Annotated in this window: 19 protein-coding genes; 16 read left to right on the forward strand and 3 right to left on the reverse strand. The window is 61.5% G+C overall.

Annotation, left to right across the window (positions count from 1 at the left end; genetic code table 11):
• Positions 1 to 13 precede the first annotated feature (13 nt).
• Positions 14 to 781: an SDR family oxidoreductase gene (locus BFW87_RS27450; RefSeq protein ID WP_078742852.1), complete on the forward strand. Its 768-nt coding sequence runs from the start codon at positions 14 to 16 to the stop codon at positions 779 to 781.
• A gap of 104 nt (positions 782 to 885) precedes the next feature.
• Here BFW87_RS27450 and BFW87_RS27455 read toward each other — a convergent pair whose 3' ends face one another.
• Positions 886 to 1329: a carboxymuconolactone decarboxylase family protein gene (locus BFW87_RS27455; protein WP_078742853.1), complete on the reverse strand. Its 444-nt coding sequence runs from the start codon at positions 1327 to 1329 to the stop codon at positions 886 to 888.
• A 153-nt stretch (positions 1330 to 1482) separates the two neighbouring features.
• On the opposite strand from BFW87_RS27455, the gene BFW87_RS27460 reads away from it, so the two are divergent.
• Together BFW87_RS27460 and BFW87_RS27465 are read left to right on the forward strand one after the other, a co-directional pair.
• Positions 1483 to 2916, forward strand: a complete 1434-nt coding sequence (locus BFW87_RS27460) for a PLP-dependent aminotransferase family protein (RefSeq protein WP_078742854.1) — start codon at positions 1483 to 1485, stop codon at positions 2914 to 2916.
• Between the two features lie 84 nt (positions 2917 to 3000).
• A complete protein-coding gene (locus BFW87_RS27465) occupies positions 3001 to 3402 on the forward strand; it encodes a cupin domain-containing protein (RefSeq protein WP_078742955.1) in 402 nt (133 codons plus the stop codon).
• 135 nt (positions 3403 to 3537) lie between these two features.
• Here the strand turns inward: BFW87_RS27465 and BFW87_RS27470 are convergent, their stop codons facing one another.
• A complete protein-coding gene (locus tag BFW87_RS27470) occupies positions 3538 to 4167 on the reverse strand; it encodes a DNA-3-methyladenine glycosylase I (RefSeq protein ID WP_078742855.1) in 630 nt (209 codons plus the stop codon).
• A gap of 217 nt (positions 4168 to 4384) precedes the next feature.
• Between BFW87_RS27470 and BFW87_RS27475 the strand changes: the two genes are divergently transcribed.
• The 5 genes from BFW87_RS27475 (at position 4385) to BFW87_RS27495 (ending at position 9368) form a co-directional block, all read left to right on the forward strand.
• Positions 4385 to 5710 carry a C4-dicarboxylate transporter DctA gene (locus tag BFW87_RS27475; RefSeq protein ID WP_176159841.1) on the forward strand — a complete coding sequence of 442 codons (1326 nt, stop codon included), beginning with the start codon at positions 4385 to 4387 and terminating at the stop codon, positions 5708 to 5710.
• Positions 5711 to 5879: 169 nt separating this feature from the next.
• Entirely contained in the window at positions 5880 to 6581 is a 702-nt protein-coding gene (locus tag BFW87_RS27480) for a FadR/GntR family transcriptional regulator (RefSeq protein ID WP_078742857.1), read from the forward strand.
• A gap of 17 nt (positions 6582 to 6598) precedes the next feature.
• The gene (locus BFW87_RS27485) at positions 6599 to 7294 is read left to right on the forward strand and encodes a GntR family transcriptional regulator (protein ID WP_078742858.1); all 696 of its coding nucleotides are present in this window, start codon (positions 6599 to 6601) and stop codon (positions 7292 to 7294) included.
• Between the two features lie 184 nt (positions 7295 to 7478).
• Positions 7479 to 8093: a hypothetical protein gene (locus tag BFW87_RS27490; RefSeq protein ID WP_078742859.1), complete on the forward strand. Its 615-nt coding sequence runs from the start codon at positions 7479 to 7481 to the stop codon at positions 8091 to 8093.
• 249 nt (positions 8094 to 8342) lie between these two features.
• Positions 8343 to 9368, forward strand: a complete 1026-nt coding sequence (locus BFW87_RS27495; RefSeq protein WP_078742860.1) for a tetratricopeptide repeat protein — start codon at positions 8343 to 8345, stop codon at positions 9366 to 9368.
• A 90-nt stretch (positions 9369 to 9458) separates the two neighbouring features.
• On the opposite strand, the gene BFW87_RS27500 is transcribed toward BFW87_RS27495, so the two are convergent.
• Positions 9459 to 14318, reverse strand: a complete 4860-nt coding sequence (locus BFW87_RS27500) for an NAD-glutamate dehydrogenase (RefSeq protein WP_078742861.1) — start codon at positions 14316 to 14318, stop codon at positions 9459 to 9461.
• Positions 14319 to 14809: 491 nt separating this feature from the next.
• Here BFW87_RS27500 and BFW87_RS27505 point away from each other — a divergent pair, with 491 nt between their 5' ends.
• The 8 genes from BFW87_RS27505 to BFW87_RS27545 all read left to right on the forward strand — a co-directional run bounded on the left by BFW87_RS27505 (position 14810) and on the right by BFW87_RS27545 (position 22980).
• Positions 14810 to 15163 carry a hypothetical protein gene (locus BFW87_RS27505; RefSeq protein WP_078742862.1) on the forward strand — a complete coding sequence of 118 codons (354 nt, stop codon included), beginning with the start codon at positions 14810 to 14812 and terminating at the stop codon, positions 15161 to 15163.
• A 293-nt stretch (positions 15164 to 15456) separates the two neighbouring features.
• A complete protein-coding gene (locus BFW87_RS27510; protein ID WP_003174327.1) occupies positions 15457 to 16416 on the forward strand; it encodes an AAA family ATPase in 960 nt (319 codons plus the stop codon).
• A 5-nt stretch (positions 16417 to 16421) separates the two neighbouring features.
• On the forward strand, positions 16422 to 17354 hold the full coding sequence (locus BFW87_RS27515; protein ID WP_078742863.1) for a DUF58 domain-containing protein: 933 nt from the start codon (positions 16422 to 16424) through the stop codon (positions 17352 to 17354).
• Positions 17351 to 17845, forward strand: coding sequence for a DUF4381 domain-containing protein (locus BFW87_RS27520; protein ID WP_078742864.1), 495 nt, complete (start codon positions 17351 to 17353; stop codon positions 17843 to 17845). Before BFW87_RS27515 ends, BFW87_RS27520 begins: the two co-directional genes overlap by 4 nt.
• Entirely contained in the window at positions 17838 to 18926 is a 1089-nt protein-coding gene (locus tag BFW87_RS27525) for a vWA domain-containing protein (protein WP_078742865.1), read from the forward strand. Before BFW87_RS27520 ends, BFW87_RS27525 begins: the two co-directional genes overlap by 8 nt.
• Positions 18923 to 20662 (forward strand): tetratricopeptide repeat protein, encoded by a 1740-nt coding sequence (locus BFW87_RS27530; RefSeq protein WP_078742866.1) that lies wholly within the window; start codon positions 18923 to 18925, stop codon positions 20660 to 20662. Before BFW87_RS27525 ends, BFW87_RS27530 begins: the two co-directional genes overlap by 4 nt.
• The gene (locus BFW87_RS27535; RefSeq protein ID WP_078742867.1) at positions 20659 to 22299 is read left to right on the forward strand and encodes a BatD family protein; all 1641 of its coding nucleotides are present in this window, start codon (positions 20659 to 20661) and stop codon (positions 22297 to 22299) included. Before BFW87_RS27530 ends, BFW87_RS27535 begins: the two co-directional genes overlap by 4 nt.
• A gap of 447 nt (positions 22300 to 22746) precedes the next feature.
• A complete protein-coding gene (locus BFW87_RS27545; RefSeq protein WP_078742868.1) occupies positions 22747 to 22980 on the forward strand; it encodes a DUF6124 family protein in 234 nt (77 codons plus the stop codon).
• Positions 22981 to 23042: the final 62 nt, after the last annotated feature.

The following is a 23042-nucleotide window of genomic DNA, read 5'->3' on the forward strand; positions in this document are numbered from 1 at the left end:
ACAAGGAACCTTCATGTCCAAGACCCACCTGTTTGACCTCGACGGCAAAATCGCATTTGTCTCCGGTGCCAGCCGTGGTATCGGTGAAGCCATCGCCAAGTTGCTGGCCCAGCAAGGCGCCCATGTGATTGTGTCCAGCCGCAAGCTCGAAGGCTGCCAGCACGTGGCCGACGCGATCATCGCCGACGGCGGCAAGGCCACTGCGGTGGCGTGCCATATCGGCGAAATGGAGCAGATCACTCAGGTGTTCGCCGGTATTCGCGAGCAGTTCGGCCGCCTGGACATCCTGGTCAACAACGCCGCGACCAACCCGCAATTCTGCAACGTACTGGACACCGACCTCGGTGCCTTCCAGAAGACTGTCGATGTAAACATTCGCGGCTACTTCTTCATGTCGGTGGAAGCCGGCAAGCTGATGCGCGACAACGGCGGCGGCAGCATCATCAACGTGGCCTCCATCAACGGCATCTCGCCGGGTGTGTTCCAGGGCATCTATTCGGTGACCAAGGCCGCCGTGATCAACATGACCAAAGTGTTCGCCAAGGAATGCTCAGCGTTCGGCATTCGTTGCAACGCCTTGCTGCCAGGCCTGACGGACACCAAGTTCGCTTCGGCGCTGGTCAAGAACGACGCGATCCTGAAAATGGCCCTGGCGCAGATCCCGCTCAAACGCGTGGCCGACCCGAGCGAAATGGCCGGCGCAGTGCTGTTCCTGGCCAGCGATGCGTCCAGTTACACCACCGGTGTGTCGCTGAATGTGGACGGCGGTTTCCTGTCCTGACAATACAAAAACAGGTGGGAGCGGGCTTGCCCGCGATAGCGATGTATCAGTGCCTGGTGTATTGGCTGACACACCCTCATCGCGGGCAAGCCCGCTCCCACAGTTCAAGCGTTGGGTGGTTGCTGCCGAAAGCTCACCGCCAGGCGGTTCCAGCCACTGATGCTGGACACCGCCATGGTCAGGTCGACCAACTCCTGCTCGCTGAACTCTATGCGCACCGCCGCGAAGAGTTCATCCGGCACACCGGAAGTCGGCAGCATCGCCACCGACTCACTCCAGGCTAACGCGGCCTTCTCCCGCGCATTGAAAAACGGCGAGTCACGCCACACACACAGCGCAAACAGGCGTCGCTCGGTCTCCCCGCGCTGGCGCGCCGCCATCGAGTGCATGTCGGTACAAAACCCGCAGCCATTGAGCTGCGAGACGCGAATCTTGATCAGCTCCAGCAAAGGTTTTTCAATCGACAGACCAAAGGTCGCAGCCTCCAGCATCAACATGCCCTTGAGCGCTTGCGGTGAGGCGGTGTAGTAATCCAGACGGGCTTCCATGGGCGATTCTCGGGCGACAGGTGCGATGACAACACAGCCTAGAGCCCGGGCGGCATAAGCCCTATAACCAATCGAGCGGTTTATCGAGAGACCATTTTGAGCACGCCCTGCGAGCGAGTAACCTTGGCGCAGCTAAACGTATCAGGATGAGACATGGAACTGCACGTGGTGATCAAAGGCCGCAAGGACCTGGCCGAACAACTCTACCAACAGCTGCGTGAGGCCATTGGCTCCGGGCGCCTGGCCGCCGGCGCCCAACTGCCGCCCAGCCGCCTGCTTGCCGAACAACTGGGGGTGTCGCGCAAGACCGTCTCCGACACCTACGCCACCCTGACTTACGAAGGCCTGCTGGTGGGCAAGACCGGCCGCGGTACCTTCGTCAACGCCCACGCGCCCCAGGCCGAGCGCCTGCAAACGGCCACTGACCTGGCCTGCGCCGCCAACCTGGCGAAATGGGCTGCGTTGCCCACACCCATGCGCCACCCCACGCGCGACAGCACCCTGCGGTATGAATTTATTGGCGGCGCCACCTCGCGCCATCAGTTCCCCCAGGATGAATGGCGGCGCTGCACCCAGGACGCGTTGCGCCGCATCGCCCAGAACAGCGGCTTTTACAGCCAACCTGAAGGGTTACCGGCATTGCGCGAGGCCATCGCCGGGCATATCGCCTTTTCCCGAGGGGTCAAATGCCGCGCTGACGGCATCGTCGTCACCAATGGCGCCCAGCAGGCGCTGGACCTGATCGCCCGTGTCGTACTCGAAGCGGGCAGCACGGTGGCCATGGAAGACCCCGGCTACAGCCCCGCGCGCCAGCTGTTCGTGGCGATGGGCGCGCAGGTGGTGGGTGTGCCGGTCGATGACGAAGGCATCCAGGTCGATCACATCCCTGAGGGCACCCGGCTGATCTATGTCACGCCGTCCCATCAGTTCCCGCTCGGCATGCCCATGAGCCTGCCACGCCGCGACGCCTTGCTGGCGCGCGCTTTCGAGCTGGGCGCAATCATCATCGAGGACGACTACGACAGCGAATTCCGCTACGAAGGCCGCCCCACCGACTCCCTGCAAAGCATGGACACCCGGGGCGTGGTGACCTACGTCGGGACCTTCTCGAAAACCTTGCTGCCCGAGCTGCGCCTGGGTTACGCCGTGCTGCCACCGGCCATTTATGGCGCGGTGCTCAAAGCCAAGCAACTAACCGATCAGCACAGCTCCACCCTGCCGCAATGGGCGCTGGCCAAGTTCATCAGCGAGGGGTATCTGCTTAAACATATTCGCCGCTGCCACACGGTCTATGCCGGTCGGCGCGAGCGAATCCTGCAGCGTCTGGCGGGCGACTTATCGCCATGGTTCGACGCCGTGCCTACCGTAGCCGGGTTCCACTTGGCGGCTCTGTGCAAGGTGCCAGTGAATATCCCGTTGCTGATGGAACTGGCCCGTCAGGTGGAGGTGGGGCTGTACCCGGTGGACGGGTTCTTTCATGACACGCCGGTAAGGTCAGGCCTGATTATTGGGTTTGGCGCGATCGAGTTGCTCGACATCGACCCGGCGCTGGACAGGGTGCGCGACATTCTCGAGCAGATTGGCTAGGTGGTTTTCCGGCGAATTGGACATTGGTCGGGCCGGCGCTCGGGCGTAGGGTGAAGCGGTCTCGAACTGCTCGGAAACCTCATGATGAAACGACTGCTCGCCACCACGCTGATGCTCGCCTCCCTCAGCGCCTTCGCCCATGAACCGGTGTACAACCAGGAATCGATCAAGGTGCTGCAAGAACACGCCCTGACCAATGTGCCCGGCAAGAAGACCCTCATGCTCACCGTGGACTACGCCCCCGGGCAGGCCACCGTACCCCATAGCCATACCGGCACTGCCGTGGCGTATGTGCTGGAAGGCGCGATTACTTCACGGGTGAATGACGAAAAAGCCAAAACCTACCAGGTCGGCGAATCCTTCTACGAACCCGCCGGTTCGCGCCACTTTGAATCGAGCAATGCCAGCCAGACCAAGCCCGCGAAGTTGCTGGTGGTGATGGTGCTGGATGACAAGGCTGAGGTGCTCACGCCCCTGCCCAAGTAATCACCCACACTGCAAATCTCATGTGGGAGCTGGCTTGCCTGCGATAGCGGTACATCAGTCAAAGATAGGTCAGCTGACCTACCGCTATCGCAGGCAAGCCAGCTCCCACAGTTTTAACTGAGTTCAGCCTGGAACTCAGGGGCGCTTGAACTCGCGGCGCAGGCGCTCGATTTGAGCGCGACAAGCACAGCCTTCCAGATGATCATTCACCATCCCCAACGCCTGCATCAGCGCATACATCGTCGTCGGCCCCACATACGTCCAGCCACGCTTCTTCAAGGCCTTCGACAACCGCACAGACGCCGGTGAAGTCGGGTTACCCGTCCAGTACGCCATATCCACCACCGCCGGGCGCTCTGCATCATCGGGCTCAAATGCCCACAGCCAACGGGCCAGCGAGCCGGTCTCATCCACCAGTTCACACGCCCTGCGCGCATTGTTGATGGTCGATACGATCTTCGCGCGGTTGCGCACAATCCCCGGATCCTGCATCAACCGCTCGATATCCGCCTCGCCGTACTTCGCCACCTTGCGAAAATCAAAGCCCTCAAACGCCACCCGAAACTGCTCACGCTTGCGCAGGATAGTGATCCACGCCATGCCCGCCTGAAAACCTTCCAGGCAAATCTTCTCGTACAGCGCCTTATCGTCCGCCACCGGCACACCCCATTCGTGGTCGTGGTAGCGCGGGTACTCCACTGCGGCCGTGCGCCAGGTACAAAACGTTTGCCCTGATTCGTCGGTGGTCAATCCTGCTGTGTCCATCCATCACCTCGCGTAACAAGCGGCGGATGATAAGCGAAAAAATTTGTGCCCCGCCAACCGCTCAAGCATCGGCCTTCACGACCAACTGGTCAGACCGGGACCTGTCAACCGACGAATATTTACTTGTGATTTCAAAAAACCCGAGCGTAGACTGGCCGCGCACTGGACTTACCGGTAAGACCACAACAATTAAGCCCTGGAACCACCAGGGCACCGAATAGAGATCCCTCCCATGCTCAGATGGTGCTCGCGCTCGATTTTCCTCCAAGTCGTGATTGGCCTGATGCTCGGCATCGCCTGCGGCCTGGCCCTTCCCGAATTCTCCTCGCAACTCAAACCCCTGGGTGACGGCTTTATCAAGCTGATCAAAATGCTGATTGGCCTGATCGTGTTCTGCGTGGTGGTCAGCGGCATTTCCGGCGCGGGCGACTTGAAAAAAGTCGGGCGCATCGGCCTCAAGTCGGTCATCTACTTTGAAGTGCTCACCACTGTGGCCTTGGTGATTGGCCTGATCATGGCCTTCAGCACCGGCATCGGCCAAGGCGCGAATATTCACCTGGAGCAATTGTCGTCCGCCGGGCTCAATGAGCTGGCCGACAAGGGCCAGCACATCCGCGGCACCAGCCAGTTCCTGATGGAGCTGATCCCCAACTCGGTGATCGGCGCCTTCGCCGACAACAACGTGCTGCAAGTGCTGCTGTTCTCGGTGCTGTTCGGCAGCGCGCTGAACCTAGTGGGCGAAGCGGCGTCGGGGATCTCGCGGCTGATCAACGAACTGAGCCATGTGATTTTTCGCATCATGGGCATGATCGTGCGCCTGGCGCCGATTGGCGTGTTTGGTGCGATCGCCTTTACCACCAGCACCTACGGCCTGGACTCGCTGCAACACCTGGGCAGCCTCGTGGGCTTGTTCTACCTGACGTGCTTCGCCTTTGTCGGGCTGGTGCTCGGCTTGGTGATGCGCCTGTCGGGCCTGCGCATGCTGCCGTTGCTCAAGTACCTGCGCGAAGAGCTGCTGATCGTGATGGGCACCGCCTCCTCCGACGCCGTGCTGCCCCAGATCATGCGTAAGCTGGAACACCTTGGCATCGGCAGCTCCACCGTGGGCCTGGTGATTCCGACGGGGTATTCGTTCAACCTCGACGGTTTCTCCATCTACCTGACGCTGGCCATCGTGTTTATTGCCAACGCCACCGGCACGCCGCTGTCGATGACCGATTTGCTGACCATCCTGCTGGTGTCGCTGATCACTTCCAAAGGCGCCCACGGCATTCCAGGTTCCGCACTGGTGATTCTGGCGGCCACGCTCACAGCCATCCCGGCGATTCCGGTGGTGGGCCTGGTGCTGGTGTTGGCCGTGGACTGGTTCATGGGCATCGGCCGTGCGTTGACTAACCTGATCGGCAACTGCGTCGCGACTGTGGCGATTGCTCGCTGGGAAAAAGACATCGATATCCAGCGTGCCAACAAGGTCCTCGACGGCCAGCAAGGCTATGCGTTCCAGGCCAAGAAGCCGGTGCTGCCGGCGCATCAGGAGTTCTAACGCGCTCCCGAGAACACCACCTGTCAATGTGGGAGCTGGCTTGCCTGCGATTGCGGCAGGTCAGCCAACTCATCTGTATCTGATATACCGCAATCGCAGGCAAGCCAGCTCCCACATTGGGACGTCACACGATTCACTACCGTATTTGCAACACCAAGGAGACGTAGACGTGATCAGCACCTCAACCGTCGTTAATTCAGTGGTACAAAAACTGCGCGCCGCCTTGGCAAAGGGTCAGTGGCGCCGGGGCGAAATGCTCCCTGGCCAGCGCGAACTCGCCGAACAAATGGGCATAAGCCGCCCAAGCCTGCGCGAAGCCGTGATCGTGCTCGAAACCCTCGGCCTGGTGCGCTCCATGCCCGGCAAGGGCGTGGTGGTCCTCGAAACCAGCGTCAGCGAACCGCACGCCAGCGACGCCGTGGCCGACGCCAGCCTCGAAGACATCCTGCAACTGCGCTACACCCTGGAACCCTTCATTGTCGGCCTGGTGGCCCAGACCATCAGCAGCAAGGAAGTCGGCCAACTGCGCCTGACCCTCATGGACATGCGCGAAGCCCTCGACGCGGAGGACGCCGAAGCCGGCATGAACGCCTATATCGGCTTCCACGAAGAACTGTTCGCACTCACCTCCAACCCGATCTTCCAGAACGTGGTGCAACAAACCAGCAACGCCCTCAAGCAGAGCGCCCAGGTGCTGCGCAACTCTCCCGAGCATCTGGCCGAACGCCTGCAGGAAAACGAAGCCGTGGTGCGCGCCATCCGCAACAAGAACAGCGCCCTGGCCAGCGCCGAAATGCGCCGGCATATCCTTCAGGAAGGCTTGCGCATGGGCATTCGCTTGAACATCCCGGACGACCATCTGGGCAGCTGACTTTTTGGAGACAGGCCATGACCGCTCACGCCCTGCAACGCAATTCTGTCGTCGCCACCCTGCCCGCGATGCGCCTGGTGGCCGGTAAAAAGCCGTCGGTGGATGACATTTACCCGCGCTTGTTCGACGCCATTCTCGAACAGCGTATCGCGCCATCCAGCCGCTTTACCGAGGAGAGCCTGGGTGAAACCTTTGGGGTGAGCCGCAGCGTGATTCGTCGGGTACTGGCCAAACTGTCCCACCAACAAGTGATTATCCTGCGCCCTAACCAGCGCGCCCAAGTGGCCGCACCGGATGCCTTGCAGACGCGGCAGATTCTCGAAGCGCGACGGATGACCGAAATGACCGTGGTGCAACTGGCCTGCGCCCATGCCACGGCGGCGCAGATCCGCCAATTGCGCGAGCTGATCGGCCGCGAGCGTGACTGCATCGAGCGTGATCAGCGGGGGCCGGCGATTCGGTTGTCGGGGGAGTTTCATCTGCAATTGGCCGCGATTGCAGGGAATGGACCGCTGGCACAATTCCTCAACAGCCTGGTGCCGTTGACGTCGTTGGTCATTGCCCAGTTTGAAGCGAAAGCCTGCACCTATTGCGCCTGGCAAGAGCATATGGCGATCGTTGAGGCGGTCGAGCAAAGGGACTCAGCCACCGCAACAGCACTGATGACCAGACACCTGGATCACCTGGAAAGCAAATTGCTGAAACACCACTGATCCCCCGCCAAATGAAGATCAAAATGCGGGAGCTGGCTTGCCTGCTCCCACACCAGCGCTAAAGCGGACTACCGTAGATACGGCGTAATCGCGATCAAATTGCGTATTTACTGACAGAGTACGCCAGCTAAAATTTTCACAATGCGGGCCTTTCAGAAAACCTCGCACACGGATGAACACCTCAATGCATGCCCTGGCCTTTACCCTGACAGCGGCTCTTTTCGCTCCATTTGCACTGGCGGGCAACGAGTCGATAGACACTCAAATCATCACCCCAGCACGCCCGGTATGGTTGCTTGAGCGGCCCTACCCGGACGGCCCGATGCTGACAGCCCGTACTTTTGGTGACAGCGCTTACGGCGACTTCCATACCAACGCCAACCTGGAAATAAGCTGTCACCCGCAGAATCCGGCGGCCAGTCTTACACTGCAGGTCTCGCCACAATCTCTGGGCTTCGACAGTGACCCATTTGAAGGCAAAGATGCCCCTGCAAATGGCCCATTGCGTATTATCAGCGGAACACGCACTGCCATCGAACTGCCAGCAAATGGCGTTTGGACTTATGGCGGGGCTTTCCAGGTCGGTACGATCTTCGCGATCAGCGCCTCTGTCCCGCGAGATGAATTAGCCTACTGGGCCAGCGATGCCTCACGCGGGCAAACCCTGACACTTTTGTTAGCGCCCGCCACTGAGGGCGCGAAGCCGCTGAAAGCATCGTTCACATTGCCGGCAAACAACAATGGGCTGAAAACAGCCATCCTGCCTTGCCTGGGTCCTGACGGCACGACTACACGCTAAAGTTTGAGATCGCACACCCTGTGGGAGCTGGCTTGCCTGCGATAGCGGTGGCTCAGCAATAGAGAGACGCTGTTGAACAAGGGGACGTGGCACACACCGTGAACCTGATAACTCAGCACCTGAATCATCTGACTCATCGACTGGCGCGCTGACAAAAGCCCCACCCCCTAGATATGTAGCGCTTATGATCCAGACAGTTTCCATAACCTGTGTTTGCACTAATAAAGTGCCTCATCACAGGTAACCACCATGTACGTCGACTCTAATACCCTGCCAGCGCTGTTCGCACTGCTCACACAGCTGAAGGCGCAGAAAAACTTACTGGGCGAGACCATTAGCGCTTCACTTGACCAACTGAATGAAACAGCAACAGAGACCGGTTTTGAACTGTTCTCACTTGAGTACTACGACAGAGCCGAGCTGTGCCTGACCATAGCGGCCGCGCAAGGTAACGCTGACGCACAGTACGCCATGGCAACCTGTGTCACCCGCAGGGATGGTGGTTTTCGCGTAGCGTCTGAAGAAACCCGCAAATGGCTCAGCTTGGCAGCCGTGCAGAACCATATTCCATCGTTAATGCGATTGGGTGATGCTGACTCCCTGGAAAAAGCCAATGAGCTGCTCCAGCCAAAGGCCACCGCGGGTGACACTCAGGCCATGCGGCTACTGTTCGAACTCAGCAAAGATGTGAACTGGCTGACTATGGCCGTCGCACAGGGCGATCACGCAGCAGAGTTCCAACTCGCCCAAGCCTATCGCGACACACCAGGGTTGATTCCCAACCCTGTGGAGCGCCGCGCACGGGTCGAAGAACTCCTGCAGAGAGCGGCCGACGGCGGCGACCTGCAGGCGCTGGCTGAGCGTGTATTTTCCGCAAACTCCACCGCCACCGTCCTGGAAAAACAACAACGGCTGGTGCAGTTCGCAGGGTCAGGGCAATTGGATGCGCTCCTGGAATATGGGTATGCGCTCGCCGGCATGCCGCGTAATGGCGAAGAGATGTCTAATTTTGCACAGCGGCATCGTTCGGCGCCGCGTACGTATGGGCTTGAAAGAGATTTCGGCAAAGCCTATGCCGTGCTGGGCTTGGTACTGACCATCATGCCCGCCGACCCAAGTGCTGAAATACTGAGACAAGACATGGACGCCATTTGGCATCAGATGACGCCACAACAGTATGCGGCCAGCGGTGCCACCAGGCTCGAAATGCAGTCCAACATTCCCAGGGTGTTCAAGACAATCGCGCCTGTGATCCTTGTGGGTCGGCCGATCTGATCACTGAGATTCACCGTTTCCGATAGCCCATAAAAAATCCCCGCATCGTTCAATGCGGGGATTTTTTGTTTTCAACAACCGGTCAGGGGTTTACAACACCGACTGACCGCTCAACGCCAGGTCGAGCAACTCACGGTTGGCCACCGCGTACATGGCGTAGTCCGTGCCAACTGCTGCACGAATTTCCACCATCATCGAGACCCAACGATCCGCCATGTCTTTGTGCTGCTCAAGCCACAGGGCCACACGGGCTTCCATGTCTTGTGGCGCGTCGGCCATTTGCAGTACAGAGATGGTGATCGCCCGTTGCTGCCAGTCCACGTCATCACGGAAGGCTTCGCGGGCCTGGGCCTGCCAGTTGTTGGCCACCGGCAGATCGCTGATCTGCTGCAGGTACCACGGCAAGTCCAGGGCGCTGCCGACGGCGAAGTAGGCCTTGGCCACTTCGGCGGCGTCATGCCCGGTCACGTCGGCGGCTTCGATGATTGGCAGCAAGGTGTACAGGTGGGTAGTCCCTGCAACCATGCGAGCCAACAACTCAGGCACACCGGCTTCGGTGTATTTGCCGTAGCGGTTCTGCCAGCCTTCGCGGGTCGGGCCTTCCAGCAGTTCGTCGAGCTTGAGGCCCAACGCCGCCAGGTGTGGACCGAAGTGCGCGGTGTCACGGCCAGCGTCCTGCTCGTTGCGACGGCTGCGCAGGAACCAGCGTGTAGCACGGCGGCCCAGGCGCATCAGCTCGTCCATCAGCTCCAGCTGCACGTCAGCAGACACCTGGTGGTCCAGGGCTTCGATCTGACGGAACCAGTGCGGGAGGTGGAAGATGTCACGCACGATCACGTAAGCGCCCGCCACGTTCGCCGGGCTCATGCCGGTCGACTCTTTGAGCCGTTGAACGAAGGTGATGCCCATGTGGTTGACCAGATCGTTGGCGATCTGGGTGCTGACAATCTCACGCTTCAGGCGGTGACGACGCATCGCTTCGCCGAACTTGGCGACCAGGCTCGGCGGGAACGCGGTTTCCATGTCACGGGTCAGGTAGTCGTCATCCGGCACCAGCGACTTGAGCAGCGCTTCCTTGAGGTCGATCTTGCTGTAGGAGATCAGCACCGACAGCTCCGGACGGGTCAAGCCCTTGCCGGTCGCGGCGCGCTCGGTGAGCTGCTCCTCGGTCGGCAGGTACTCGATGGCGCGGTCCAGCTTGCCACGGCCTTCCAGGTCGCTCATCAGGCGCTTGTACTCGGCAGCACGCTCGTAGGCACGGCGCGCGGCCAAGGACAGGGCCTGGGTCTGCTTGTAGTTGTTGCCCAACACCAGGTTGCCGACTTCGTCGGTCATGCTCGCCAGCAACTGGTTGCGCTGCTTGTCGGTCATGTCACCGGCCTGCACCACTTCGTTGAGCAGGATCTTGATGTTCACTTCGTGGTCGGAGCAGTCCACACCACCGGCGTTGTCGATGAAGTCGGTGTTGGAACCGCCACCGTTCAGGCCGAATTCCACACGACCCAGCTGGGTCATGCCGAGGTTACCGCCCTCGCCCACCACCTTGCAGCGCAACTCGTTGCCATTGACGCGCAATGCGTCGTTGGCCTTGTCGCCCACGTCGGCATGGCTTTCAGTGCTGGCCTTGACGTAGGTACCGATACCGCCGTTCCACAACAGATCCACCGGCGCCTTGAGCAAGGCGTTCAGCAGTTCGGTCGGGGTCAGCTTGTCGGCCGAGATGTCGAAGCGTTCTTTCATTTGTGGCGAGATGGCAATGCTCTTCGCGCTGCGCGAGAAGATACCGCCGCCTTCGGACATGATGCTGGTGTCGTAATCCGTCCAGGCCGAACGTGGCAGGTCGAACAGACGCTGACGTTCAGCGAAGCTGTTTGCCGGGGTCGGGTTTGGATCGATGAAGATGTGCAGGTGGTTGAAGGCCGCGACCAGTTGCAGCTTGTCGGACATCAACAAACCGTTACCAAACACGTCACCGGCCATGTCTCCCACGCCGACGACGGTGATGCTGTCTTCCTGCACATTGATGCCACGCTCACGGAAGTGACGCTGCACACCGACCCACGCGCCCTTGGCGGTGATGCCCATTTTCTTGTGGTCGTAACCGGCGGAACCACCGGAGGCGAACGCATCACCCAGCCAGAAGCCGTAGTCGATCGCGATGCCGTTGGCGATGTCGGAGAAGGTCGCAGTGCCCTTGTCCGCAGCCACCACCAGGTACGGGTCATCGTTGTCGTGACGCACCACGTTCAATGGCGGCACCAGCGCGCCGTCTTTCAGGTTGTCGGTGATGTCCAACAGGCCGGAAATGAAGATGCGGTAGCAGGCGATGCCCTCGGCCGCGATTTCATCACGGGTGCCGCCCAATGGCAGGCGACGCGGCAGGAAGCCGCCCTTGGCGCCCACCGGCACGATGACCGAGTTCTTCACCTGCTGGGCTTTTACCAGGCCCAACACTTCGGTACGGAAGTCTTCTTCACGGTCGGACCAGCGCAGGCCGCCACGGGCCACGTTGCCAAAGCGTAAATGCACGCCTTCAACACGCGGCGAATAGACGAAGATTTCAAACTTCGGCACCGGCTTCGGCAGCTCGGGAATCGCGTGCGGGTTGAACTTGAAGCTGAAGTACGACTTGTTCTGGCCGTTGGCGTCAGTCTGGTAGAAGTTGGTGCGCAGCGTGGCCTTGATCAGGTCCAGGTAGCGACGCAGGATGCGGTCTTCGTTGAGCACCTGAACGTCGTCCAGGGCCGTGAGAATCGCTTGCTCCAGACGTTGCTGCTTGTCTTCCAGGTCGTCGGCGGTGAGCTTGCGCGCCAGGTAGAAGCGGGTTTTGAACAACCGGGTCAACTCGCGGGCGATATCGGTGTGGTTGTTCAGGGTGGTGGCGATGTAACCCAGGTCAAAGCCCAGGCGGATCTGCTTCAGATAACGCGCGTATGCACGCAGCAGCGCGACGTCGCGCCACGGCAGCCCGGCGGTCAGTACCAGGCGGTTGAACGCATCGTTCTCGGCGTCGCCATGCACGATGTGCACGAACGCATCCTGCAGGGTGTCGTTGAGCTGCTGAATGTCCAGGTTCACGCCTTCAGCGGCGATGAACGCAAAGTCATGGATCCAGAACTCACGGCCATTGGCGTGACGCAGGCGATACGGGAACTCGCCCAGCACACGCAGGCCGAGGTTTTCCAGAATCGGCAACACGTCAGACAGCGCCAGCGGGGTGTCGGCGTGGTAGAGCTTGCAATGCAGCTCCCGCTGATCCGAGCCCTGCCCCATCGGCTGATAGAAACTCATCACCAGCGGGTTGGCTTCGGTCAGGCTGTTGAGGTGCTGCATGTCGACCACGGCCGAATGCGCGGCGAAACGCTCGCGGTAGCCGGCCGGGAAGCCTTTCGGGAAGTCCGCCAGCACGTTGGTGCCATGGGCTTCGCCGAAGCTTTCGACGACGAGGCTGGAGTAGTCGTCCTGCCAGCTGCGGCACGCCTGCACCACTTCTTTTTCCAGCTGCAGCGGGTCGATGTCCAGGCGGTTTTTCGGATCAACCCGCAGAATCAGCTGCACACGGGCCAGCACGGACTCGGAGAAGAAGGTCCAGAACTCGCAATCCGAGGCTTTCAGGCGATCCATCAGCACTTGCTGGATCTTCTGACGCACTTCGGTGGAATAGATGTCGCGCGGCACGTAGGCCAGGCAGTAGCAGAAGCGGCCGTACGGGTCTTTGCGCAGGAACACGCGGATCTTGTTGCGTTCCTGGATCTGCACAATCGACATCACGGTGCTGAACAGCTCGTCGACCGGGGTCTGGAACAGGTCATCACGTGGCAGCACTTCAACCACTTGAGCCAGCTCTTTGCCCAGGTGAGCCTTGGGCTGGAAGCCGGAGCGGCGTTCGATTTCCGCGACCTTGCGGCGGATGTAAGGAATCACCCGCACGCTCTCGCCATACACCGAGGAGGTGTAGAGGCCCATGAAACGGTGTTCCTTGATGACTTTGCCGTCGGCGCTGATCTCGCGGATCGACACATAGTCCGGGTACGCCGGGCGGTGCACGCGGCTTGGGTGCGCAGCCTTGGCGAACGACAGCACAACCGGCTCGTTGAGGTAGGCAACAGCGTAGTCTTCGATGCGCAGGTCTTCGGCGGTCAGGCCGGCGCGCAGCAGTTTGGTCAGGCCGAGGAAGGAGCTGGCGTCATATTCGATATGACCGCCGTCCGCCGCGTCACGTACCACAAACTCTTCATAGCCGAGGAAGGTGAAGTGGTTGCCCACCAGCCATTCGAGGAAGTTCTTGATTTCGGCCTTTTCTTCGCCATCAATCACGAACTGGCTGGCGTCGATGCCGGCCAGCAAGTCCTGGACCTTGGCCTTCATCGGTTCGAAATCGGCCACGGCCACACGCACTTCGCCCAGCACCTGCTCAAGCTCTTTGCTCAGTACGTTCAATTCGGCGGCGTTGGCGCAGCGGTCGATTTCCAGGTACATCAGCGATTCTTGCTGAATATCTTCGCCCTGGGTGCCTTTCGGCAGGATTTCCAGCAGCTCGCCCTTCTTGCCACGGCGCACGCTGAGCACGGTGGTTTGCAGGGTATGAATGCTGTAGCCGCGACGGTTCAGCTCGGTACGTACCGAGTCCACCAGGAAGGGCAAGTCATGGTGCAACACTTCGACCGCGGTGTGGGTCGACTGCCAGCCATGACGTTCGTAATCGGGGTTGTAGACCCGCACTTGCGGTTGGGTGTGATCAAAGCGCTCAAGCAGGCGCCAGGCAGACAAGGTGCAACCGGCCAGGTCGGAAAGGCGACGTTGGGTCAGTTCGTCCAGGGAGATAATGCCGAAAAATTGCTCAGCGAACAGCGCCACTTGTGGCAGTGCCTGTTCACTGATGTGCTGCGCCAGTGCCGCTTGCAGTTGATGCTGGAAGTCGGCCTTGCTGGCTGCGGTGAAGAACGCCATCTGTGGTACTCCGCTTGGGCTTGTTATTGATGAAAGCGTCGCGTGTTATCCCCTTGCGGGGAGACCGTCAGCTCTGTTCGCCAGTGAAGATAAAAGCACAATAGCGAATCACAGTGACAGGTGGGTGAAGCTGGAAGAGACAGTCAGGTCACATACAACTTCCACGGGATGCGCACCTTGCCGGGTGACGGTACGACGGGCAGGTCAGACGCTCGGCACAGGGCACATCCGTTGCGCAGCTTAACGAGTGTAGGAAGACAGCTGCTTGCGACGCTGCGACATATTCGGTCATCGGTACGCAGGCTGGAGGTTGCGATTGGCGCAACCCGAAATTTCCCGACATGAAATCGGCAATTTTCACGCTTCCGAGTACCAGAAATGACCGATACAGCCCGTCAGGTCATGCATTGGGTCTGACACAGGAAGCAGCACAAAATTCGCCGCGATGGCACAATTGCCCGCATTACGCCCTACCCCAGACAGGATTCCCCATGCTGCAACTGAACACTGACGCACTGATGGCAACCCCGTGCGATGACGAAGAAGACAACATGGCCATGCTCTGCTGCCACGGAAAGAACGGCGAGATGTTCATGCTCACCCGTTACCCGGATGAAGAGGAAGTGGAGCTGACCTGGGATTACGAACCTTCGACCCTCGACGGGCTGAAAGTGACGCTGGGCGATACCACGCTGCTGGTGGAGCTGGCTGCCGGCGATGCCGATGCGCTGGGCGGCAAGGACCAATTGCAGATCACCCACAGCACCGCTGCGTCGGATTTGGCTGAAGTGGAAGAAACCCTGCAGAACATTCTCAAAGGCACCGGTACCTTTAACCGGATCTGAATGCGCCGAAGATCAAATGTGGGAGCTGGCTTGTGTGGGAGCTGGCTTGCCTGCGATGCTGGCGACTCGGTCCCTCAGATGGACCCAGTTGATGCCATCGCAGGCAAGCCAGCTCCCACATAAACAGCGCAAACCTCAGCACCATTTGAGCTAAACACACAAAATTCCTACAAGTTTTCCCGAAATACCGCCCGCGCCGTTAGTCGCTGCACCCCGCGATGCATTAAAGTAAGCCCCCCAGGCCAGGCGTTTTTTTCTCGACGCCCGGCTCTTCTCTCCAGGAACCGTCATCGATGGAACATCGTGAAGCGCTGCTTGCGCTGCGAACCTTTCTTTCTACGCAGATTCTCGGCCAGGAAAAACTCATCGATCGGCTGTTGATCGCCCTGCTCGCTGACGGCCATATGTTGGTAGAAGGCGCGCCGGGCTTGGCCAAGACCAAAGCCATCAAAGAGCTCGCCGAAGGCATCGAAGCGCAGTTCCATCGCATTCAGTTCACCCCCGACCTGCTGCCCGCCGACATCACCGGCACCGAGATCTATCGCCCGGAAACCGGCAGTTTCGTGTTCCAGCAAGGCCCGATCTTCCACAACCTGGTATTGGCGGATGAAATCAACCGCGCCCCGGCCAAGGTGCAATCGGCGCTGCTCGAAGCCATGGCCGAGCGCCAGGTCAGCGTCGGGCGCAGCACTTACGACCTGTCGCCCCTGTTTCTGGTGATGGCCACGCAAAACCCCATCGAGCAGGAAGGCACCTACCCGCTGCCCGAAGCCCAGCTCGACCGTTTCCTGATGCACGTCAAAATCGGTTTTCCGGACGCTGCCGTCGAACGCCGCATCCTGCAACAAGCGCGGGGTGAAGCGCTCAACGGCGAAACCAAGCCCGAGCGCCGCGTCAGCCAGCAAGCCATCTTTGCCGCGCGCAAGGAAATCCTCGGCCTGTACATGGCCGACGCGGTAGAGGAATACCTCGTACAACTGGTCATGGCCACGCGCACCCCGGCCAAATTCGACCCGGAAATGGCCGAGTGGATTGCCTACGGCGCCAGCCCGCGCGGGTCCATCGCCCTCGACCGCTGCGCGCGTGCCCACGCCTGGCTGGCCGGTCGCGACTTTGTCAGCCCGGAAGATATCCAGGCGGTACTGTTCGACGTGTTGCGTCACCGCATCATTCTGTCGTTTGAAGCCGAAGCCGCCGGCATTGACCAGGACCGCGTGGTGCAACGCATTCTCGACGTCGTTGCCGTCGCTTGAACCCCATGAACGCCAGCGCAGGGATCCGCGTCACACTCAGCGAACTGATTGAGATGCGCCACCGCGTGCGCGAAGTGCAGCTGTTTTCCACGCCGAGCCAGCGCAGCCCGTTGATCGGTTTACACCACTCCAAGTTGCGTGGGCGCGGTGTGGATTTCGACCAGGTGCGCGTCTACCAGGCGGGCGACGATGTGCGCACCATCGACTGGCGGGTAACGGCGCGTACACAGGAGCCGCACACCAAGCTGTTTCATGAAGAACGCGAGCGGCCGATTTTCATTATGGTCGAGCAAAGCTGCCGGCTGTTTTTCGGTTCCGGGCAGATGTTCAAATCGGTGCTGGCGGCGCAGGCCGCCAGCCTGATCGGCTGGGCCGCATTGGGCCATAACGACCGCGTCGGCGGGCTGGTCTTTGGTGACAGCGAGCACTACGAAATCAAACCCCGGCGCAGCAAGCAAAGCCTGCTGCAACTGCTCAACCGGCTGGTGCGGGTCAACCAGAGCCTGAACACCGAAAGCCGCCCCGAAGCCGACGCCCTGGGCATGGCCCTGCGCCGTGGCCGTGAAGTGCTGCGCCCGGGCAGCCTGGTGATTGTGATTTGCGACGAGCGCGCGCTCACCGAAGGCGCCGAACAACAACTGAGCCTGCTGTCGCGGCATTGCGATTTGTTGCTGCTACCCATCTCCGACCCACTCGACCACGCCCTGCCCGCCGCCGGGCTACTGAGGTTCGCGCAAAGAGGCGCCCAACTGGAACTCGACACCCTCAATTTTGATTTGCGCCAGGCCTACAAAGCCCAGGCCGAAGCACGCATCGCCCGCTGGGAACTGCTCGCACAGAAGCTGCGGATTCTATTGATGCCGCTGAGTACCCAAAGCGAAATGGTCGAGCAACTGCGCGAATACCTCAACCCGCAACGCCCGGTCAAAAAGCAATGAGCAGCCTCGACCAACTGCAACCCCTGATCGCGCCGCCGTCGATCGGCTTCTGGCCGCCTGCGCCGGGCTGGTGGCTGTTGCTGCTGGTGATTCCGCTGCTCGGCTGGGGGCTGTGGTGGCTGCGCCGCTTTCTGCCCAAACGCCAACCGGTGGCCCGTGCCGAACAGCCGCTGGACCCCTTGCGCATCGCGGCGCTGGCCGAACTGGCGCTGATGCCCAAGCCCTACGATGGCGCCCCCGCCGGCGCCTGGCTGCAACAACTCAATGGTCTGCTCAAACGCCTGTGCCGCAACGACTACCCCTACAGCCAGAGCCACACCCTCAACGGCCGCAAATGGCTGGCGTTCCTCGACAACCGTTGCCCGGCCGCCGGGCTCACGCGCTGGATGGTGCTGGTGGAAGGTGCCTACAAGCCTGAATGCAAACTCGACGACAAGGCCATCGCTGGGCTGACTCAAGCCGTCGACACCTGGATTCGCAAACATGTTTGAGTTCGCCTGGCCGTGGATCTTCGCCCTGTTGCCCTTGCCCTGGTTGATGCGGCTGGTGTTGCCGGTGGCCGACAGCGGTGAACCCGCGCTTAAAGTCAGCTACCTCGCCGACCTTGAAGGCCTCGCCCGCCGCCGCGCCCGCGCCAACCTGCCGGGCTGGCGCCAGCAAGCGCCATTTGTGGTGCTGTGGTTGCTTTTACTCACCGCCGCCGCACGCCCGGAATGGCTGGGCGAACCCTTGCCGATCGCCGCCAGTGGCCGCGATCTGCTGGTGGCGGTGGACGTGTCCGGCTCCATGGATTTCCCAGACATGCACTGGCAGGACGACGACGTCAGCCGCCTGAGCCTGGTGCAGCACTTGCTCGGCGACTTCCTTGAAAGCCGCGAAGGCGACCGCGTGGGCCTGATCCTGTTTGGCAGCCAGGCCTACCTGCAAGCGCCGCTGACCTTCGACCGGCGCACCGTGCGCACCTGGCTGGATGAAGCGCGTATTGGCATCGCGGGCAAAAATACTGCGATTGGCGATGCCATAGGCTTGGCGCTCAAGCGCCTGCGCCAGCGTCCGGCGCAAAGCCGCGTGCTGATTCTGGTCACCGACGGCGCCAACAACGCCGGGCAAATTGACCCGCTGACCGCCGCGCGCCTGGCTGCCGAAGAAGGCGTGAAGATCTACCCGATCGGCATTGGCGCCGACCCGGAACAAACCGGTTCGCTGGGCATTCTCGGCGTCAACCCGAGCCTGGATCTGGACGAACCGGCACTCAAGGCCATCGCCGACGCCACCGGGGGCCGTTACTTCCGTGCCCGCGACGGCGACGAGCTGCAACAAATCCGCGAAACCCTCGACCAGCTCGAACCCGTGGCGCAGCAGCCAACCCAGGCCCGCCCGGCGCAAGCGCTGTACAGCGCGCCCCTGGCCCTGGCGCTGCTGTTGAGCATGTTGCTGGTGATCCAGGAGCGCTGGCCGAACAACGCTTTGCAACGCGCTTTCAACAAACTGACGTCCAAGGGGATTTTCCTGCAACAGCACCCTGAATGGCGCCAACGCCTCAAACGCCTGCGTTTGCGGAGGCGTCGATGATCGACCTGTGGCCGCACTTTTTCCGCCCCTGGTCGCTGTTGCTGCTGCCGCTGCTCGGCTGGCTGCTGTGGCACTTGTGGCACCGGCAAAAGCGCGCCGGGCGCTGGCAGATGATTCTGCCGCCGGCCTTTCATGCGGTGCTGCTCAGTGGCGGCAGCGGCCGCGAGAGCAAATCGCCGTGGGTGGTGCTGGGCATCGCCTGGCTGCTGGCCGTGCTGGCATTGCTCGGCCCCAGCTGGCAAAGGGTTGAACAGTCCAGCCAGAAACCGGCCGACCCGCTGGTGGTGCTGCTGGAGCTGACCCCGGAAATGCTCGCGACCGACAGCCCGCCCAATCGCCTGGAGCAGGCACGGCGCAAGCTGTACGACCTGCTGCAAGCACGCGACAGCGCGCCCACCGCCATCATCGTGTACGCGGGCAGCGCTCATACCCTTGTGCCGCTGTCGGACGACCTGGCGACCAGTCGCAACCTGCTGGAGGCCCTGCGCCCCTCGATCATGCCCGAGCCCGGCCATCGCGCTGACCTGGCGGTAGAAAAGGCCATGCACCTGCTCAAACAAGGCGGGCTGGGCCAGGGCCGGTTGTTGCTGGTCGGCTCCTCGCTGTCGAAACAGGAACGCCAGGGCATTCGCCTGCAACTGCAAGGCGCCCAGGCGCCGACCCTGTCGATCCTCGGCATTGGCAGCCGCGAAGGCACGCCGGTGACCCAGGAAAGCGGCGAGTTCCTCAAGGACGAGCAAGGCGCGATCCTCATTCCACGCCTCGACAGCCCGACGCTCAAGGCGTTTGCCAGCGAAATGGGTGGCCGTTACCGCGCCGCGCGCCTGGACGACAAGGACCTGCGCCAACTCAACCTGCTCGACGGCCCGCAAACCCTGCGCAACGACGGCCAACTGCTGCACCTCGACACCTGGGCCGACCAAGGCTATTGGCTGCTCCTGCCCCTGCTGCTGCTCGCCGCCTGCGCCGGGCGCCGCGGCTGGCTGTTTTGCCTGCCGCTGCTATTGCTCGGCGCACCGCAACCGAGCTATGCCTTTGAGCTTCAAGACCTGTGGCTACGCCCCGACCAACAGGGCCAATACCTGCTCAAGCACAAACGCCCCGCCGAGGCCGCCGAACACTTCGAAGACTCGCAATGGCAAGGCGTGGCGCTGTACGAGGCCGGCAACTATGCCGAAGCCATCAAACGCTTTGCCCAGGGCAATGACGCCTATTCCCACTACAATCGCGGCAATGCCCTGGCCAAGTCAGGCGAGCTGGAAGCGGCAGTCGACGCCTACGAGCAAGCGCTGGAAGCCCAGCCCGATCTGCAGCCGGCCTTGAAAAACAAGGCACTCGTGGAAAAAGTGATGCAGGAAAAGGCTGAGCCCGAACCGGCCAAGCCTGTCAAAAATGAGGATGACGAAACCACCCAACCCGGCCAAACTGCGCAACCGGGCGCGAGTGGGCAAAGCAATACGGGTGGCGAACAGTCCGCCCAGGGCCAGGGCGAAGCCGGCACCGGCGAGACCCAGACCGGCGCCACGCCCAAAGCTGGCGGTAACGAAGTGCCGGGCAGCGAGTTGGGCGATGAGCAAACCACCACGCCGCCTTTGCGCCCCGCCGATGCGAACATTGACGGCGAACACCGCCAGGCCCTGGAGCAATGGCTGCGGGAGATCCCGGACAACCCCGGCGAACTGCTGCGCCGCAAATTCTGGTACGAACAGCAACAACATCAGGACAAGACTCGATGAGCCGCCGCACCACCCTTCTGCTTCTGCTCGCGTTATCGGCAGGCCACGTCCAGGCGGCAAACCTGGTGGCCAGCGTCGACCGCAGCCGCCTCAATTCCGGGGAAACGGTAGAGCTCACGGTGGAGTCCAGCGACGTCACGCAGTTCGGCAAACCCGACCTGTCGCCACTGGATGCGCAATTTGAAGTCAGCGGCACGCGCCAGATCAACCAACTCACCACGCTGGGCGGCGATAACCACGCCACCACGCGCTGGATCATCACCCTGCTGCCCAAGGAAAACGGCACGGTGGTGATTCCGCCGCTGCAAGTGGGCGAGCTCAAGACCCAGCCGATCAGCCTGCAAGTGGTCGAAACCGCGAGCCAGAACACCAGCGCCGAGTTGGCGCCGGTGTTCATTGAAACCAGTCTCGACCAGAGCAGCGTGTACGTCCAGGCCCAGGCGCTGTTGACCGTGCGCGTGTATCACTCGGTGTCGCTGTACGACGACAGCAGCCTCACGCCCTTGCAGATTCCGGATGCGCGCATCGAGCAGTTGGGTGAATCGCGCACGTACGAGAAAGTCATCAACAGCATTCGCCATGGCGTGATCGAAACCCGCTACGCGATTTATCCGCAGCACAGCGGCGCCGTGGTGGTTCCGGCGCAGACCTTCAGCGCGACGCTGGTGGAATCGCGCCCGCCGCAGGAAAACACCCTGCAAGGCACTAAACCGGGCAAGTTGATTCACGTCAGCTCCGCCGAACTGCCGCTGACGGTCAAACCCAAGCCCGCGCTGTACCCTGCCGACGCGCCGTGGATACCCGCGCGCAGCCTGACGCTGACGGAGGCCTGGAACCCCGAGCCGGACCACGTGCAGGTCGGCGACTCGCTGACGCGCAGCCTCACGGTCAAGGCTGAGGGCCTGTCCAGCGCGCAACTGCCGGCGCTGCCCAGCAGCGACATCAATGGCCTGCGCCGCTACCCCGACCAACCGGTGCTCGGCAACCAGAACAACGACCGTGGCCTGATCGGCAGCCGCGAAGACCGCGAAGCGCTGGTGCCTACCCGTGCAGGCGCAGTGGAGCTGCCGGCGGTAGACGTGGTGTGGTGGAACACCCACGAAGACCACCTGGAACGTACCAGCCTGCCCGCGCGCACCCTGCAAGTGGCCACCAACCCGAGCCTGGTGGTGGACACGCCCGCCACGCCGACCGTCATCACCGCCCCGGACGATGACCGCCTGTGGCTGTGGCAACTGAGCACGCTGATCCTCGCCTGCACCACCCTGCTCGGCTTCGGCCTGTGGTGGCGCGCGCGCCGGCAGCCCGCCGTGCAACGCGCCGCGCAAACCGGCCCAAGCCCGCGTACGTTGCTCGACGACCTCAAGCGCGCTACGCAAGCCAACGACCCCCAAGCCACACGCCAGGCCCTTGATGCGTGGGCGCGGCAACAGCCGGAAACGTTGGCAGACATGGCAGCGCGCTTTGTGCCGCTGTCGGATGCACTGGATGGCCTCAACGGCGCGCTCTACAGCGAAGGTGGCCATTTCTGGCTGGGCGAAGACCTGTGGCGCGCGGTCAAAGCCATCCCCGTGGCCGAGCGCGAGCAAGACCCGGCGACCGACACCACCAGTTTGCCGCCGTTGTATCCCAAGTAACCGACTCTCTGCCCCCCCGCAAAACCCTGTGGGAGCTGGCTTGCCTGCGATGGCATCACCTCAGTTTGGCTGAAACACCGAGGTGCCTGCATCGCAGGCAAGCCAGCTCCCACAGAGGATCTCTATCGCCTGCTCGACATGCATTGTTAAAGGCCAGCAATCCCTATCCCTTTAATTTGCAGGAAGTTTCCTAGACAATCCCACGGCCTTGCGCCTGCTGACTTCACTGGCTAGCCTTCGCTCCGTCGCTGCATATCAGCGATCGGGTGTGAGATCCCGTTGAGTTTGTAGGCGCCACGAGCAACATGCTCTATGGCAGCTGTGTGCGGGCAGACTTCGGTCTGGCCGGGTGCGCCTACTCCTCCGGTATCTCACCCCGCACATAGCTGCCACCTTTTGACGTGTGAGATCGGCAAAAGAATGGCTCCAAACCCAGTAGGTACTTCCATGAATAAAATCGTCCCCGACCCACCACCCGCCTTCACCGTGCACCAAGACCTCAGCTTCGAAGACGCCCTGGCGCAAATCTGCGACCTGCTGCGCTGCGCCGCCGCTACCGCAGCCGGTACAACACAGGCGCTGACTGACGAGCAACGTCACCTGGCCGGCGCCACCGAACACCTGATCGACAACGCCAGACTCCTCGCCGACCGCGCACTGAACTGCCTGCACACCGCATAACCCCTGTGGGAGCTGGCTTGCCTGCGATGGCATCACCTCAGTTTGGCTGAAAGACCGAGGTG

The organism is Pseudomonas fluorescens (genome assembly GCF_002022275.1).
Lineage (GTDB): Bacteria > Pseudomonadota > Gammaproteobacteria > Pseudomonadales > Pseudomonadaceae > Aquipseudomonas > Aquipseudomonas fluorescens_AJ.